Annotated in this window: 14 protein-coding genes and 1 riboswitch; of the genes, 13 read left to right on the forward strand and 1 reads right to left on the reverse strand. The window is 34.6% G+C overall.

Features of this window, described 5'->3' with window-relative positions:
• Window positions 1-187: 187 nt before the first annotated feature.
• Window positions 188-377: riboswitch (Lysine riboswitch) on the forward strand.
• A 139-nt stretch (window positions 378-516) separates the two neighbouring features.
• The 5 genes from lysA to DFR80_RS14095 all read left to right on the forward strand — a co-directional run bounded on the left by lysA (window position 517) and on the right by DFR80_RS14095 (window position 5,258).
• Complete coding sequence (gene lysA / locus DFR80_RS14075) at window positions 517-1,749, forward strand: diaminopimelate decarboxylase (RefSeq protein WP_114490364.1); 1,233 nt, start codon at window positions 517-519, stop codon at window positions 1,747-1,749.
• Window position 1,750: 1 nt separating this feature from the next.
• Window positions 1,751-2,629 (forward strand): 4-hydroxy-tetrahydrodipicolinate synthase, encoded by an 879-nt coding sequence (dapA, locus tag DFR80_RS14080; protein ID WP_076543379.1) that lies wholly within the window; start codon window positions 1,751-1,753, stop codon window positions 2,627-2,629.
• Window positions 2,626-3,270 (forward strand): 4-hydroxy-tetrahydrodipicolinate reductase, encoded by a 645-nt coding sequence (locus tag DFR80_RS14085; protein ID WP_114490365.1) that lies wholly within the window; start codon window positions 2,626-2,628, stop codon window positions 3,268-3,270. Before dapA ends, DFR80_RS14085 begins: the two co-directional genes overlap by 4 nt.
• A gap of 58 nt (window positions 3,271-3,328) precedes the next feature.
• Window positions 3,329-4,027, forward strand: coding sequence for a 2,3,4,5-tetrahydropyridine-2,6-dicarboxylate N-acetyltransferase (gene dapD, locus DFR80_RS14090; RefSeq protein WP_114490366.1), 699 nt, complete (start codon window positions 3,329-3,331; stop codon window positions 4,025-4,027).
• A 112-nt stretch (window positions 4,028-4,139) separates the two neighbouring features.
• Window positions 4,140-5,258, forward strand: a complete 1,119-nt coding sequence (locus tag DFR80_RS14095) for an aspartate aminotransferase family protein (RefSeq protein WP_076543382.1) — start codon at window positions 4,140-4,142, stop codon at window positions 5,256-5,258.
• Between the two features lie 78 nt (window positions 5,259-5,336).
• Here the strand turns inward: DFR80_RS14095 and xerA (DFR80_RS14100) are convergent, their stop codons facing one another.
• Complete coding sequence (xerA, locus tag DFR80_RS14100; protein ID WP_076543383.1) at window positions 5,337-6,275, reverse strand: site-specific tyrosine recombinase/integron integrase; 939 nt, start codon at window positions 6,273-6,275, stop codon at window positions 5,337-5,339.
• Between the two features lie 167 nt (window positions 6,276-6,442).
• Between xerA (DFR80_RS14100) and clpB the strand changes: the two genes are divergently transcribed.
• The 8 genes from clpB (at window position 6,443) to xerA (DFR80_RS14140) (ending at window position 15,309) form a co-directional block, all read left to right on the forward strand.
• Window positions 6,443-9,034, forward strand: coding sequence for an ATP-dependent chaperone ClpB (gene clpB / locus DFR80_RS14105; RefSeq protein ID WP_114490367.1), 2,592 nt, complete (start codon window positions 6,443-6,445; stop codon window positions 9,032-9,034).
• Window positions 9,035-9,187: 153 nt separating this feature from the next.
• Window positions 9,188-10,342: an MFS transporter gene (locus DFR80_RS14110; RefSeq protein WP_114490368.1), complete on the forward strand. Its 1,155-nt coding sequence runs from the start codon at window positions 9,188-9,190 to the stop codon at window positions 10,340-10,342.
• Window positions 10,343-10,400: 58 nt separating this feature from the next.
• Window positions 10,401-11,150, forward strand: coding sequence for a GNAT family N-acetyltransferase (locus DFR80_RS14115; protein WP_076543386.1), 750 nt, complete (start codon window positions 10,401-10,403; stop codon window positions 11,148-11,150).
• 65 nt (window positions 11,151-11,215) lie between these two features.
• Window positions 11,216-12,022, forward strand: a complete 807-nt coding sequence (locus DFR80_RS14120; RefSeq protein ID WP_076543387.1) for an aminoglycoside N(3)-acetyltransferase — start codon at window positions 11,216-11,218, stop codon at window positions 12,020-12,022.
• A 41-nt stretch (window positions 12,023-12,063) separates the two neighbouring features.
• Complete coding sequence (locus DFR80_RS14125) at window positions 12,064-12,648, forward strand: flavodoxin family protein (protein ID WP_114490369.1); 585 nt, start codon at window positions 12,064-12,066, stop codon at window positions 12,646-12,648.
• Complete coding sequence (locus DFR80_RS14130) at window positions 12,638-13,342, forward strand: NAD(P)H-dependent oxidoreductase (RefSeq protein WP_076543389.1); 705 nt, start codon at window positions 12,638-12,640, stop codon at window positions 13,340-13,342. The genes DFR80_RS14125 and DFR80_RS14130 overlap by 11 nt, the downstream gene beginning before the upstream one ends.
• Window positions 13,342-14,139 carry a hypothetical protein gene (locus tag DFR80_RS14135; protein WP_114490370.1) on the forward strand — a complete coding sequence of 266 codons (798 nt, stop codon included), beginning with the start codon at window positions 13,342-13,344 and terminating at the stop codon, window positions 14,137-14,139. The genes DFR80_RS14130 and DFR80_RS14135 overlap by 1 nt, the downstream gene beginning before the upstream one ends.
• Before the next feature lie 84 nt (window positions 14,140-14,223).
• Window positions 14,224-15,309, forward strand: coding sequence for a site-specific tyrosine recombinase/integron integrase (gene xerA, locus DFR80_RS14140; protein ID WP_114490371.1), 1,086 nt, complete (start codon window positions 14,224-14,226; stop codon window positions 15,307-15,309).
• Window positions 15,310-15,486: the final 177 nt, after the last annotated feature.

Consider the following 15,486-nt stretch of genomic DNA (forward strand, 5'->3'; position numbering starts at 1 on the left):
ACAAAAAACGTCGATCACAAAAGAATTTAAGGCTTTCTTTACCCTTGTGACAGTACGGATAGTTTTTGCTATTTTAAAAAATGGGGAAAGTCTTTATCAGTTATTTCTTGACAACTTTTCTTCAATTATATATACTTAAACAAAGTAAAAAGATAATAAATTTTAATAGGAAAATGCCTCATTGTTCTAATGAGGTAGAGGCGCAAATTTTGATCAGTAATCTGCTTGCTTAAGGCTTAAACCGCTGCAGCAGAGGAAAGGCAAATTTGCCGAAGTTTTCAGTCAGGGTTTAATGGCTGTTTGCTGGGTCTGTATATAATATATGCAGAACTGTCATTAAAAGTTTTCCAGGCTTTTAATGTTGAGCTATCTCAAAAGATGGAAGAGGTGATTTCTCTGATTAAGTATTTAACTCAGCGATTTCGCTGAGTTTTTGTTATCTATAGATATTTTTTATTTTGACATTGAATTATGATAAAATAATTTTAGACAATAATTTAAAAATGGAGTAGATTTATGAAAACAATAACTATACCTGAATTAAAAATTAGAGAAATTGTTAAAGAATATGGAACGCCTTTTCATATTTATGATGAAAAGACAATTGTTGACCGTTTAAATAATTTGATTTCTTCTTTTGACTGGGTTGATTTTAAAGAATATTTTGCTATTAAAGCCAATCCAAATCCACATATTTTAAAAATAATGCAGGAAAATAATTGTGGTGTTGATGCTGCTACGGTTTCTGAGATTAAGCTGGCAGAAATGGCTGGCTTCAGCGGGGAAGAGATAATGTTTACTTCTAATCTGACCACTCTTGACGCCTATCAATATGCAGTTAAACGTGGTTGTATTATTAATATTGACTGGGCAGCAGATATTTATGAACTTTTGGAGGCAGAAATAATACCTGAGAATATCTGTTTTAGATTAAATCCAGGATCAATTGAAAATGAAATTATGGGGGATTCTAAGGAATCCAAATTTGGTTCTACTGCAGGGCAGATTAAAGAAGCGATTGCTTTTTTAGTTGAACAGGGAATTAAATCAATTGGACTGCATACAATGGTTGTTTCGAATGAAAATGATCCTCAAATTTTTGGTGAATATACAGAAATGCTTTTTAACTTTGCCAGAGAAATAATTGAGGAATATCAAATTAAAATCGATTTTATTAATATTGGAGGCGGAATTGGAATTCCCTATCAATCTGAGACAGAGGTTGATGTTGAAGCAATTGCAGGTGCAGTCAATGAATCGTATGATAAAATTTTAAGAGAAAACGGACTGCAGCCTAAAATATTTATGGAATCTGGCCGCTATATTACAGGAGAGTCAGGTTATTTAGTGACCAGAGTAATCAAAGAAAAAGAAACATACAAAAAATATCTGGGAGTAGATGCTTCAATGTCAGATTTAATGAGACCTGCAATGTATAGAAGTTATCATCATATAACCAACCTTGATGCAGAGGTACGTGGAAAAAAGAAAATGATCGAATATGATGTTATCGGCTCCCTCTGTGAAAATAATGATAAATTTGCTATTGACCGTAAACTTCCCGAAAGTAAATTAGGGGATCTGCTGGTTGTTCATGACACAGGGGCCCATGGGCATGCAATGGGTTTTAATTATAATGGAATGCTCAGAAATGGAGAATTTTTATATACAATTGATGGCGATATTAAACAGATCAGGCGTGATGAGACTTTTGAAGATTACACAAATACTGTAATAGGAGGCTATTAATATGTTTAAGGGTGTTGGTACTGCTTTAATTACTCCTTTTAAAGAAAATGGTGAAGTGGATTATAAAATGTTTGAGAAAATTTTGGATCACCAATTAGAAAATGAGATTGATGCTCTGGTGGTCCTGGGCACAACCGGTGAATCTCCAACTGTTCATTTAGAAGAAAGAAAATTACTTACTGAAATGGCTGTCAGTAAGGCTGATGGTGAGATTCCGGTAATTGTGGGCACTGGAACTAATGATACTTCCAAAGTTATAGAAATGAATGAGCTGGCAGCAGAACAGGGAGCAGATGGAGTTTTAATAGTTACTCCTTATTATAATAAAACAAGCCAGCAGGGTTTAGTTGACCACTATACTTATGTTGCCAGAAAAACTGAGCTGCCAATAATTGCCTATAATGTACCTTCCAGAACTGGAGTCAATATTGAGCCAGAAACTTTTCAAAAAATGTCGAAAATGCAGGACAATATTGTGGCTATCAAAGAAGCCAGTGGGGATATGAGTCAGATTTTAAATGTAATTAAACTTACCAGAGAAAATAAAATTATACTATCGGGTAATGATGATCAGGCACTTCCCTTAATGATGTCAGGTGGAAGTGGTGTTATCTCCGTATTTTCTAATCTGCTGCCGGGGGTAATGAAAAAAATTACTTCCTATATTTTAGCTAACGATTATCAGTCAGCCAGAGATTTACATTATAAATACTTAAAATTGATGCGCTTAATTTTTGTTGATGTAAATCCAATTCCAATTAAGTTTGCTATGCAGCAGATTGGTCTGTCAAATAATAATTTGCGTCGACCTCTGGTTAATTTAAATAAAGAACATCAAAAATTAATTTTAACTGAAATGGAGGAGCTTGATATAGTATGAAGTACGGAATTATAGGTTATTCAGGCAGAATGGGTCAGGCGATAGAAGAATTGTTTTCTGAAGCTGGCCATGAGTTAGTCTATCAGATGGATGAAAATGGTGAAAAAGAAATTGAGAAGCCAGAAGTAGTGATTGATTTTTCTTTAAAAGAAGCCTTTGCTGATACAGTTAGAGTGATTAAGGAAAAAGAGGTACCTCTGGTTATTGGGACAACAGGACTTGACGAAGCTGACTTTGCTAAATTAGATGAGCTGGCAGAAAAAGTAGCAGTAATTCAGAGCTTTAATTTTTCGATTGGAATTAATATTCTATCTGAATTAATCAAAAAAGTTAATAAGTATGTAGACCGGGATTGGGATATTGAAATTTCCGAAACTCACCATCGTTTTAAAAAAGATAAACCATCTGGAACAGCAATAATGTTGGGAGATCTTCTGGAGAGGGATGTTGAAATGCACTCCAAAAGACTGGGTTCAGAATTTGGAGAACATGAAGTTGACTTTGCCAGTATAGGTGAAGTTCTGACCTTAAAGCATAGAGCTTACTCAAGAAAAGCTTTTACTCAGGGAGTGCTGTTAAGTGCAGAAAAAATTCTGGATTTAGAACCTGGATTTTATAGCTTTTCTGAGATTTTAAAATAATAATTAAAATAAAATAATTGTGGAAGTTATCAAATAAAATATAATTGGAGGCCAAAAAATGAATTCTTATGATTTAATTGATTATATTTCAAATTCTACTAAAAAAACACCCGTTAGGTTTTATATTAAAGGTAAAGAATTAAAAGATTCCCTAAGTACTTACGAATATTATGGAGATGACAGTTCTGGAGTTGTTTTCTGTGAGTTGAAAGAGGCAGAAGCCTTAAAAAAAGAACTGGACGATAAATTAACCCAGTCTAGAATTGAGATGGATAGACTAAATTCTGCTATTCCTTTAGCTGATTACAGTCAGTATAACTGCCGGATTGAGCCTGGTGTTCATATTCGTGATCAGGTTGAAATTGGTGATGGCTGTGTCTTAATGATGGGAGCTGTAATTAATATTGGGGCCCAAATTGGCAAGAATACAATGATTGATATGAATACAGTGCTGGGAGGTAGAGCAACTGTTGGTGATAACTGCCATATTGGGGCAGGAACTGTACTGGCTGGAGTTATTGAACCTCCGAGTGCTGATCCGGTAGTTGTGAAAGATAATGTTTTAATCGGTGCCAATGCAGTTGTTTTAGAAGGAGTTCAGATTGGTGAAGGTGCTGTAATTGCTGCCGGCTCAATAGTAATTGATGATGTACCTGCAGGTGCTGTCTATGCTGGTGCTCCTGCTAAAAAGATTAAAGATGTAGATGACCAGACAAAACAGAAAACTGAGGTAATGGCCAGTCTGCGTCAGCTTTAAAATAAAATTTAAAAAAATAAATTTTAAGCTGGCTGGATTTTTATTCTGGCCAGCTTTTAAAACAGGCAGGAATTAAATTTTCCCCAAATAATTTTAAAAAGGGTGTATTAAAATGCGTTATTTAGAACTTTATAATAGTTATGATTTTACAATTGAGAAGGCAGAAGGAGTATATATTTTCGATACGGATGGTAATAAATATTTTGATACATTTTCCGGGATTGGAGTGCTGGCCCTGGGCCACAGCCATCCGGAGGTAGTACATGCAATTAGTGATAAACTGCATAAATATGCACATACATCAAATTACTTTTTGGATCAGGATACCGAAACAGTGGCTGAGTTAATTAGTGATCCAGGAGATAAAGTCTTTTTTGTTAATTCTGGAACTGAGGCAACAGAACTTGCTTTAAAAATTATCAAAAAGAAAATTGGAGCAGGTAAAATTTTATTTTTCAGCAATTCCTTTCACGGCAGAAGTCTGGGAGCTCTTTCGGTTAATGGTTTCCCCGGTATTAGGGATCAGTTTAAACCACTGCTGCCAGATACAATCGAAGCTGAGTTCAATGATATAGAAAGTCTAAGAGAAGCCGCAGCCAATAATCCTGATATCAAAGCTGTTTTCTTTGAACCTCTGCAGGGATCAGGTGGTGTCCAGCCTGCTTCTGAAGAATTTGTAGCTGAATTAAATCAATTAATTGATCAAAATAACTGGATTCTAGCTGTAGATGAAGTTCAGGCCGGACTGTACAGGACAGCAGAAAAATATTCATATCAGAATTTTGATTTAAGTCCTGATTTAATTACTGTTGCCAAAGCACTTGGTGGAGGTCTTCCGTTAGGTGGAGTAGTCATGAAAGGAGAAATGACAGGGGTTTTAGAACCCGGTGATCATGGCTCAACTTTTGCTCCTAATCCACTTGCTTTACGAGGAGCCAGAGTTGTAATGGAAAAATTAGAGAGTATGCAGGATTCTATTGCAGAAAGAGGAGAATACTTTTTAAAAAAATTAAAAGAACTGAAATCTGAAAAAATAAAAGAGGTTAGAGGAATTGGCTTAATGCTGGGAATTGAATTAAATGAAGAAATACCTGACTTGAGAGCTAAAGCTCAGGCAGAAGGAATTCTGCTGAATATTGTTAAAGGCAAGGTGATTCGTTTTTTACCGGCTTTAAATATTACTAAAGATGAGATAGATCAGCTGCTAGAGAAGCTAAAAAAAATAATTTAATGTTTTGTTAGATGATACCGGGAACCTGGATTAATTTTTCAGGTTCCCGTTTTTTGCGTCTCTTTATTTTATTAAGCTTTAAAAATCCGGCATTTCGTCAATGGCATTTTTCTTTTCTTCGGTATCGACATGAGTATAAATCTGAGTTGTAGACAGATTGGCATGACCTAAAAGATCCTGCAGGACTTTAATATCCTTAGTCTGCCGATAAAGAGTAGAAGCAAAAGTATGGCGGAGTTTGTGGGGAGTTATTTTTTCAGCTCTACTCAAACCAGCATTTTTTGCATATTTTTTGACAAAAAGTTGAATTGTTCTGGGACTGATTCTCCTGCCGTGACGAGAGATAAAAACAGCCTGTCGGGCATCACTATCTTTAATTTTAATCGAATTTCTTTCTCTCATATAGCGTCTGATTGCTAAGATTACATCATTATGCAGCGGTACATAGCGCTCCTTTTTTCCCTTACCATAAAACTTGATCGAAGCATCTTCAAAATCAATATTATCAAAATCTAAATTAACCAATTCTGAAATCCGGAGTCCAGCATAAAGGAAGAGTTTAACTATGGCCAGATCACGTAATCGGTTAATTCCACCATGTTCTTCGATGGCACTGATAAATTTCTGTGCCTCCTTAAGCTTTAAATAAATTGGTTCCAGCCGGTTATCAGTTTTACTGCTTTCTATTGCTTCTGCTGGATTTTTAGTCACAATCCCATAGTGGAGTAGATATTTATAAAAAGAGCGGACAGCAAAAAGTTTTCGATTTCTGGTAACCGCTTTATTATCATTAATAATTACTGCATCAGCCAGAAATTCCGAAATATCAAGTCGATCAACCTCATCTGGTCTAAAACCTTCCTTAAAATCAAGTTCTTCTCGTAGATATTTATGTAATTGGTGTAGATCACTATCATACTCCTTAATTGTCAGCTTAGAGTATCCCTTTTCCACATCAAGATATTTTTTAAATTTATTTAAAGCCTGTAAAAAATCAAGTTGAGAAATTTTAATCACTTCCTTTCATTTATTGGTACTGGGTGCCTGGTACCCTTACATTATTTATTCAATTAAAAACTTTAAAATCCTTTTTTTACTACTTGACCTTCTCTGACCTTTGTACTATAATTAAACTAGATAATAAATTAAAATTGGATAAATTGTATTAAAGGAGGAAGATAAAAATGGATATGGAAAAATTTACACGGAAAGCACAGCAGAGCCTGGTAGAAGCACAAAATGTTGCTCAGGATTATCAGCATCAAGAAATCTTTCCTTCCCATCTATTTAAAGCCTTATTAAATCAGGATGATGGAATAGTCATCCCACTACTGCAGAAGGCAGAAGCAAATCTGCCAGAACTTAAGACAGAAAACGAAAAACTGCTCAAAAAATTACCACAGGTTTATTCAGAACAGAGCGGACAGGCATACATGTCTCATCAGCTCAATGATATTATGCGAGAAGCTGAAAAACAGGCAGATGCTTTAGATGATCAATATATATCAACTGAACATTTTTTACTTGCTATTTTAAGAGATCGCAAAACTGAATTAGGAAAGATGCTTTACGAGAAAAATTTAAACTATAATGATCTTAAACAAATCATTCAGGAAATGCGGGGAGGCAGCAAAATCGATTCCCAGCAGGGAGAAGAGGGTTTTAACGTTTTAGAAAAATATACAATTGATATTACAGAACAGGCAAAAGACGGAAAACTTGATCCGGTTATCGGCCGTGATAATTTAATTAGGAGAGTTATGCAGGTTCTATCTCGCCGCCGCAAAAACAATCCGGTTTTAATTGGCGAACCAGGTGTAGGTAAAACGGCAATTGTAGAAGGTTTGGCTCAGAGAATAATTAATGGTGATGTTCCAGAGGGTTTAAAAAATAAAAAAGTTATTTCTCTCGATATGGGTTCCTTAGTTGCAGGAACCAAATTTAGAGGTGAATTTGAAGAAAGATTGAAATCAGTTTTAAAAGAGATTAAAAAAGCCGAAGGCCAGATTATACTCTTTATTGATGAAATGCATACTTTAGTTGGAGCAGGAGCTACAGAAGGATCAATGGATGCAGCTAACCTCTTAAAACCAGCTCTGGCACGCGGTGAACTACACTGTGTAGGAGCAACTACTTTAGCAGAGTACAAAAAGCATATCGAAAAGGATGCGGCTTTAGAGCGCAGATTCCAGCCGGTTCAGGTTTCGGAGCCTGATATCGATGACACAGTTTCAATCTTAAGAGGTTTAAAAGAAAAATATGAGATTCACCATGGAATAAAAATTACTGATAATGCAATTGTAGCTGCCGCTAAACTTTCTGACCGCTATCTAACTGAAAGGTTTCTACCTGATAAGGCAATTGACTTAATTGATGAGGCGGCTTCGAAAATTAGAATTGAAATTGATTCTATGCCTTTAGAAATTGATGAACTTGACCGTAAAGTAAGGCGCCTGGAAACAGAAAGAGAGGCCTTAAAAAATGAAGATACTGAAGAGGCCCGGGAAAGACTCCACGAAATCGAAGAAAAGCTGCAGGAATTAAAGGATCGGCGTGATCCCCTGCGCTTAAAATGGAAAAATGAAAAAGATCAGCTGGCTAAAATGCAGGAATTGAAAGAAAAAATAGATCAGATTGAATATCGAGCTGAAGCTGCCGAAAGAGAGGCCAATTATGAGGAAGCAGCCCGTCTTCGCTATGGTGAACTGAATGAGCTTCGTAAAGAACTGGCAGAGGTAAGTAAGAGGGTAGAAGAATCTCAAAAAGATGCCAATCATCTGGTTAAAGAAGAGGTAACAGAAGAAGATATTGCGGAAATTGTATCTCTCTGGACCGATATTCCACTGCAGAAGCTGATGGAAGCAGAAAAAGAAAAGCTGATTAACTTAGAAGATGAGTTAGAAAAAAGAGTTGTTGGTCAGCACGATGCAGTTAAGGCAGTAAGTAATGCAATTCGTCGCTCTCGCACAGGTCTCCAGGATGCAGATCGACCACTGGCTTCATTTATGTTTATGGGACCAACTGGAGTCGGTAAGACGGAGCTGGCTAAGACACTGGCAGCTTATCTTTTTGATGATGAGCGGTCTCTAACCAGAATCGATATGTCAGAATATATGGAACGCCATGCAGTTTCTAAACTGATTGGTTCACCCCCCGGTTATGTCGGTTTTGAGGAAGGTGGACAGCTAACAGAAAAAGTTAGACGCAATCCTTATTCTGTGATTTTATTTGATGAGATAGAAAAAGCTCATCCGGATGTATTTAATATCCTGCTGCAGATTCTTGATGATGGTGTTTTAACAGACAGTCAGGGTAAGGAAGTTGACTTTAGAAATACAGTTATTATTATGACTTCCAATGTCGGTTCCCAGTATATTCAGGATTTAGATGATGAAGCAAAGATTAAAGAAGAAATTGATGAAGCCCTAAAGGGACAGTTTAGACCTGAATTTTTAAACAGAATTGACGAAAAAATTATTTTCCATTCCTTAAGCAAAAATGATATCTTTAAAATTATTGATATTCAGGTTTCATATCTGCAAGATAACCTATCTGAACAGGATATTGAAATAGATTTAACTAGAGCGGCTAAAGAAGAGCTCTTAGAACTTGGATTTGATCCCGCTTATGGTGCTCGTCCGTTGAGAAGAGTTATTCAAAATCAGATTAAAGATGAGCTTGCCATGCTCCTACTGGAGGAAAAGATTAAAGAAGGAGATACAGTAGAAGTTGATTTTGTAAATGGAGAATTTAGATTTAAAAATTATAACAATTAAGTATTATTAAAAAAAACATTTTTTAGGCAGACCGGTAAAATTACTGGTCTGCTTTTTTAATGAAGGAATATATTTATCTATCACGAAGTATATTTACTGTACATAAATTATTTATCAGATTAACCAATATATATAGAAATGAGAGGGTTTTAAATGTCTAAAGAAAAGAATAATATACGTTTATTTATTTTTGTCACAGCTTTTTACTGGTTTTCCATGTATGCCTATATTCCAACTTTTTCTCCCTACATAGAATCACTTGGTGCCTCACATAAGATGATTGGTTTGATTTTAGGTTCATATGGTTTTACACAGATGTTAATTCGAATTCCGCTGGGTATTTATTCTGATAGGATTAATAGAAAAAAGATTTTTGTAAATATCGGAATTCTGCTCAGTCTAATTAGTACTACCGGGATGTGGTTTGCTGAGACTCCAGCTTTAATTTTGGTTTTTCGTTCACTTGCAGGAGCTTCTGCAGCTACCTGGGTTAGTTTTACAGTCTTATTCTCTTCTTATTTTAAAAAGGATGATACTGCCCATGCTATTGGTCTAATTAATGCATCTAATAAATCCGGTCAGGTCGCGGGTATGCTTTTAGGAGGAATAATTGCTCAGGCCCTGGGTCAGCAGTTTCCATTTTTACTGGCAGCAGCTGGGGCAGTAATAGGTTTTATTTTAAGTCTCAGTGTGGATGAAAAGAAAGATATCGATCACAGGGCAATTACTTTTCGCGAAATCTTGAAGGTTGCCAGAAATAAAAGTCTATTGACAGTTTCATTTTTGGCAATTTTAATGATGATGATTGCTCATTCTACCACTTTTGGCTTTATTCCGGTAGCAGCTAAAAATTTAGGAGCAACAAGTTTCCATTTAGGACTATTGACCACTATCACAACAATTCCGGGGATTCTTTCTTCCTATCTAAGCGGCAGCTATTTCAGTCAGCGACTTGGCGAAAAGACTACAGTAACAATTGGATTTATCTTACTAGCATTTTCCTGTTTAATGGTACCTTTTATTGATCATCTCTACATATTATATTTTAACCAGATGCTAAATGGCTTTGCTCAGGGAATGATTTTTCCTGTCTTAATGGGACTGAGCATCAAAAATGTAGAAGCAAACAAAAGGGGAACCGCGATGGGTTTTTTTCAGGCAATTTACGGATTGGGAATGTTTATCGGACCAATTTTTGTTGGCACGATAAGTGATTTTGCTGGATTGAAAATGGGCTTCTGGATGATTGGGCTGGTAGGAATTCTGGGGGCGATTTTAAGCCGTTTTTATAAAAATGAAAGAGTTTAAAAATTAGTCAATTGAAATTTATTAGGTACTATAATTAATATAATGATAGGAGTGCAAGATGAATCAAAAACAAATAATAAGGCAGTTAAGTAAAAGTAAAAATAAATATATAAGTTTGATTGGAGTTATAGAAAACTATGGGATAGAAAGCAGTTTTCAAGCTGGGGACTCACTTTTGATTACTGTCAAAACAGACCACTTATGGTGCTATCCGGCGGTCGAATGTGAAAAAGATTTAAAAGAATTATTGGGAAAATTTCAATATCAGACACTTTATTTTGCTTCTTTAGAAGAGTGGATGCTTCCGATTATCGATCAGCAAAGAAAAATTGAATGGGAATTGAAGACTGAAAGACTAATACTGCCTGAAAAAATTGTAGTAAGTAATAATAACAGCCTTAGTGGAAACAAAAAATTTATGGAAAAAGACTTTAAAATCAGGGAGCTTAAAGCTGAAGATACCGATTTTATCTTTTCCCACTCTCACTACCAACAATTTACTTCAAAAGCATATATTAAAGAACGGATTGCTGCAGACTGTTCAATTGGGATTTTTCTTGCAGATGAACTTGCTGGCTGGGGTTTGACTCATGATGATGGCGCATTAGGTTTTATTCATGTCAGAAAATCTTTTCGGAAAAAAGGTTTGGCCCACCTGATTATGGAGCAGTTAATTAGAGATAAAAGAAGTAATAAACGTAATATCTTTTTAAATGTAGAACCGAATAATTCAAAGGCAAAAAAGTTATTTTATTCACTTGGCTTTAAGTTTGACAGAATGATTAGTTGGATAAAGTTAAAAGACTAATTTTTTATTAAAGGCAAGAATAAATAATTCACGGTGGATTAATTAAATAATTGGAGGGAATAAAAATGAAAGAAAAAGAAATTATTGAAAAGACCGACAGGCCAATAACAAAAAATTCTTTGGTCAAAGATCTAAAAAAGCTTAATTTAGAAGGGGAGATAGTAATTGTCCATTCCGCCCTCAGTAAACTTGGCTGGGTCTGTGGAGGAGCGGTAGCTTTAATTGAAGCTCTGCAGGAAGCTGTTACTGATGCAGGAACTCTTATAATGCCTGCCCATAGTGGTGATTACTCAGAACCAAAATACTGGGGAAATCCTCCTGTACCTGAGGAGTGGTATCAGATAATTAGAAATGAAATGCCTGCTTACAGGCCAGAAATAACTCCCACCCGAGGACTTGGTTTGACACCAGAAATCTTCCGTAAATTTCCAGATGTCTTAAGAAGTGATCACCCCTGTCTTTCATTTTCAGCCTGGGGAAAGGAAGCAGAAAATATCACGGCAGATCATAAGCTGGATTATGCTCTGGGAGATAATTCGCCCCTGGCCAGAATTTATGAAAGAGAAGGTAAGATACTTTTAATTGGAGTCGGTCATGACAGCAATACCTCATTACACCTGGCAGAATACCGGGCAGAACATGATCTTAAAATTAAAATATTTGGTTCTTCAATCTTAAAAGATGGGGAAAATGTATGGACAACATATCAGGACATTGAATTTAATGATGATTTATTTACTGTAATTGGAAAAGAGTATGAGTCAAAATATAAATATAGTAGAGCAAAGGTGGGACTGGCAGAAGCAAAATTATTTAATCAGAAAGAAATGGTAGATTTTGCTGTTAACTGGTTGGAAAAACGAGAAGAATAGTTAATAATTTATTGATTTTAGGCATTTAAAAGGAGAAAATAATGAAAGCATTAATTTTAAATGGTGAAGAACTGAATGACATTTCTTTGGATCAGGTTTCAAAAGAGATCAGAAAAGAGCTTCTGTTTAAAGATTTTGAAGTTAAAGAGATTCTATTAAAAGAAAAAGAGATTGCTGATTGTCTGGGTTGTTTTAAGTGCTGGGTTAAAACACCTGGAATCTGTATAATTAATGACTATGGTAGAGAGGTTGCAGCTGAGCTAATCAATTCTGACCTTTTAATTTTTTTGACTCCAGTGGTTTTTGGCAGCTACTCTTATCAGCTGAAAAAAGCACTGGACAGAATGATTCCACTTATTTCTCCTTATTTTAAGAAAGTAAAAGGAGAAATTCATCATAAAAAACGTTATCCAAAGTATCCCTCACTTTTAGCTGTTGGAATAATGAAAGAAACCAGCCAATTTCAGCGTAAAATCTTTAAAGAACTGGTAACAAGAAACAGCCTCAATTTTCATTCCCCAGCTTCTGAAGTTGAAGTTTTTAATGCAGCTGATTTTGACAGTTTAAAGCTTAAAGATATTATAAAGAAATTTTCCGAAAAAGTAGGTGAAAGTAATGACAATTAAAAAGGCTATTTTATTAATTGGGAGTCCTAAAGGTATGGAAAGTTCATCTGCCAGTCTGGGGACTTATCTGCTTTCGAAAATTGAAGAATATGATATTATGACTGAAAAGGTACATCTTCATTCTGAAATAGCAACTGAAGCTAAAAGAATTATGTTTTTAGACAAAATTGAGGAAGCAGATTTTATAATCCTCGCGGCTCCACTTTATGTTGATACTCTGCCGGCAAAAGTAATAAAAGCTTTAAGACTAATTGCTGAGAAAAGAAAAACCTTATATTTTGATGACATTAAGTCTGCAAAAAATCAGAGTTTTATTGCAGTAGTTAATTGTGGTTTTCCAGAAGCCGAACAGAATAAGACGGCACTTAAAATTTATCAGGAATTTGCCAGGGAGGCTAAACTTAAATATCTAGGTGGAATTGCAGTTGGCATGGGAGGTGCAGTTAGCGGTAAATCTCTTTCAGAAATGGGAGGAATGGCTAAAGATTTAGTTGCAGGTCTTGATCAGGCAGCAGATGATATTGTGAGGAACCATCAGTTATCAGATTTTGTAGTTGAAAAAACTTCTAAACCTATGATTTCTCAGAAATGGCTTTATACTTTAGTTGGTAATTTTACCTGGCGTTTTCAGGCTTTAAGGAACGGTGTCTACAGTAGAATGAAAGATAGGCCTTATCAAAAGGAGGAAGCTTAATGATTAAGAATCTGGAATTAAATAAAAAATTGTGGCTTATAACTGCAATTTTATCACTTCTAGTTTCTTTAACTGGTCTGATTAATCAGGATATCTATTCTAAAGTTATCAGCAAGGAAATACTACCGGGGGTTGTTTCTCAGGATTTGATTACGTTTATCATAAGTATTCTGTTGATCTATATTGCCCTTAAGGTTACAAAGACAGCAATTAAACCTCAAATAATTGCTTTAAGTTTTTTAGCCTATATATTTTATGCCTACAGCATTTATGCAATAGAACAGATCTATAACTCATTTTATTTATTCTATCTTTTACTGAGCTCACTTTCTTTCTGGTCAATAGTAGTGACTCTGACCAATTATGATAAAAGCTATTTTAAAGAATTGAAACTGAATAAATACCTTAAATATCTTACAATTACCTTTTTAATTTTAATTCCCCTACTTTTTTGTTTTCTCTGGTCAAGTCAGCTTTTACCGTTAATGGCAGCAGGAGAAAAGAAAGAATTTACCTTTTCAATCTACATTCTCGACCTGATTTTTGTGCTGCCTGCCATGATAATTACAGCTCTAATTTTAATAAAGGATAAAATTATTGGTTATTTGTTGGCTCCAGCTCTTTTTTTTAAAGCTTTTACTTTGCTTTTTTCTGTTGCCATTGGTAGTTTTTTGCGACCATTATACAATGTTAATTTCAGTGCAGAACAAGCATTTTTTTATCTTATACTTTCACTTTCTTTTCTGGCCTTATCAATATTAAATTTTGTACAGCTTAAAATAACAACTAAAAAATAAATTTATAAAAATAAAGGAAAAATAAGCCAGATAAAGAAATATAAGAATATGGAAACTAATAAGAGATAGGAGCTTATCTATTAAATGAGATTAACGCTAAATCAAGACAAAAATCTGATTTGTGTACGTTTTGATTATGATGAAGTTGTAATTAGAAAAATGAATACAATCCCTGGTAGCCGCTGGAATCCAAAAAGAAAGTACTGGACTTTTGAAAATAATTACAGCAATTTGGCCCTGTTTTTAGAAATGTTTAAGCATAAATATCTACTTTTTGAGTCAAGAATAAAAGATTTTACTGCGCCAGAATTAATAGCAAATTATTTTAATTCTTATTATTTACCACAATTTGAAAAGAAGTTGAAGTTAAAAGGTTATTCTCAAAGTTCAATTAAAGCATATTTAAATCACAATAAGTCATTTATTAAATATATTAAAAAAGATCTATTTAGAATAGAAATGTCTGATGTTAATGATTATGTATTATATTTACTGGAAGAATTAAATAATACGCATTCGTATGCCAACCAGTTTATCAGTGCTTTCAAAACTTTTAATAATTTAATTTTGGAATTGGATGGAATTAATAATAAATTGTTTCGGCCAAAAAAGAAAAAGAAATTACCTAAAGTTTTAAATAAGACAGAGGTTAAGGATATTATTTCAGCGGTTGATAATCTAAAGCATCAGCTTATTTTAATTTTAACTTATTCTGCTGGTTTGAGAGTAAGTGAGGTAGTGAAATTAAAAATTTCTGATATTGATTCTAATAGAATGTTGATTTATATCCGTTCTGCGAAGGGGTATAAAGATAGGTATACTCTGCTGTCTAAAAGTGCTTTAAACAAACTAAGACTATATTTAAAAGCTTTTCAGGTGCATAAATATGATGCTCAGTGGCTTTTTCCTGGTCAGGATAAGGATAAGCATCTGTCAAAGCGGAGTGCCCAGAAGATTTTTAAGCGCGCCTGCAGACAAGCTGGAATTAATAAAGAGGTCGGAATTCATTCGTTGAGACATTCTTTTGCTACCCATTTGCTGGAGCAGGGAGTTGATTTGAGGTATATACAAAATCTGCTGGGACATAAGAGTTCTACAACAACAGAAATTTACACTCATGTTAGCAATAAAAATCTAATTGAAATTACTAATCCTTTTGATAAGTTATAGAGATATACAGATTTTAACGAAATGACATTCGTGAAGATCCAAAAATAATGATTTTAATGAAATTTCATTCGCAAATAAGCAAGTTATACGCAATAGCACAGCAAGAGCTTTCTTTACATAAATACTGACTGAATCTGGGGGATAATATGCAGAAAATAACCAAAAACTTTGTTAAAA

It is taken from the genome of Halanaerobium sp. ST460_2HS_T2, from assembly GCF_003337665.1.
GTDB lineage: Bacteria > Bacillota > Halanaerobiia > Halanaerobiales > Halanaerobiaceae > Halanaerobium > Halanaerobium kushneri.

Excerpts from the sequence above, each read along its gene's own strand:
- DFR80_RS14085 (WP_114490365.1), top strand. The coding sequence starts at position 2,626 with ATGAAGTACGGAATTATAGGTTATTCAGGCAGAATGGGTCAGGCGATA.
- dapD (WP_114490366.1), top strand. The coding sequence starts at position 3,329 with ATGAATTCTTATGATTTAATTGATTATATTTCAAATTCTACTAAAAAA.
- DFR80_RS14095 (WP_076543382.1), top strand. The coding sequence starts at position 4,140 with ATGCGTTATTTAGAACTTTATAATAGTTATGATTTTACAATTGAGAAG.
- DFR80_RS14120 (WP_076543387.1), top strand. The coding sequence starts at position 11,216 with ATGAAAGAAAAAGAAATTATTGAAAAGACCGACAGGCCAATAACAAAA.
- DFR80_RS14110 (WP_114490368.1), top strand. The coding sequence starts at position 9,188 with ATGTCTAAAGAAAAGAATAATATACGTTTATTTATTTTTGTCACAGCT.
- DFR80_RS14135 (WP_114490370.1), top strand. The coding sequence starts at position 13,342 with ATGATTAAGAATCTGGAATTAAATAAAAAATTGTGGCTTATAACTGCA.
- DFR80_RS14125 (WP_114490369.1), top strand. The coding sequence starts at position 12,064 with ATGAAAGCATTAATTTTAAATGGTGAAGAACTGAATGACATTTCTTTG.
- DFR80_RS14115 (WP_076543386.1), top strand. The coding sequence starts at position 10,401 with ATGAATCAAAAACAAATAATAAGGCAGTTAAGTAAAAGTAAAAATAAA.
- dapA (WP_076543379.1), top strand. The coding sequence starts at position 1,751 with ATGTTTAAGGGTGTTGGTACTGCTTTAATTACTCCTTTTAAAGAAAAT.
- xerA (WP_114490371.1), top strand. The coding sequence starts at position 14,224 with ATGAGATTAACGCTAAATCAAGACAAAAATCTGATTTGTGTACGTTTT.
- DFR80_RS14130 (WP_076543389.1), top strand. The coding sequence starts at position 12,638 with ATGACAATTAAAAAGGCTATTTTATTAATTGGGAGTCCTAAAGGTATG.
- clpB (WP_114490367.1), top strand. The coding sequence starts at position 6,443 with ATGGATATGGAAAAATTTACACGGAAAGCACAGCAGAGCCTGGTAGAA.
- lysA (WP_114490364.1), top strand. The coding sequence starts at position 517 with ATGAAAACAATAACTATACCTGAATTAAAAATTAGAGAAATTGTTAAA.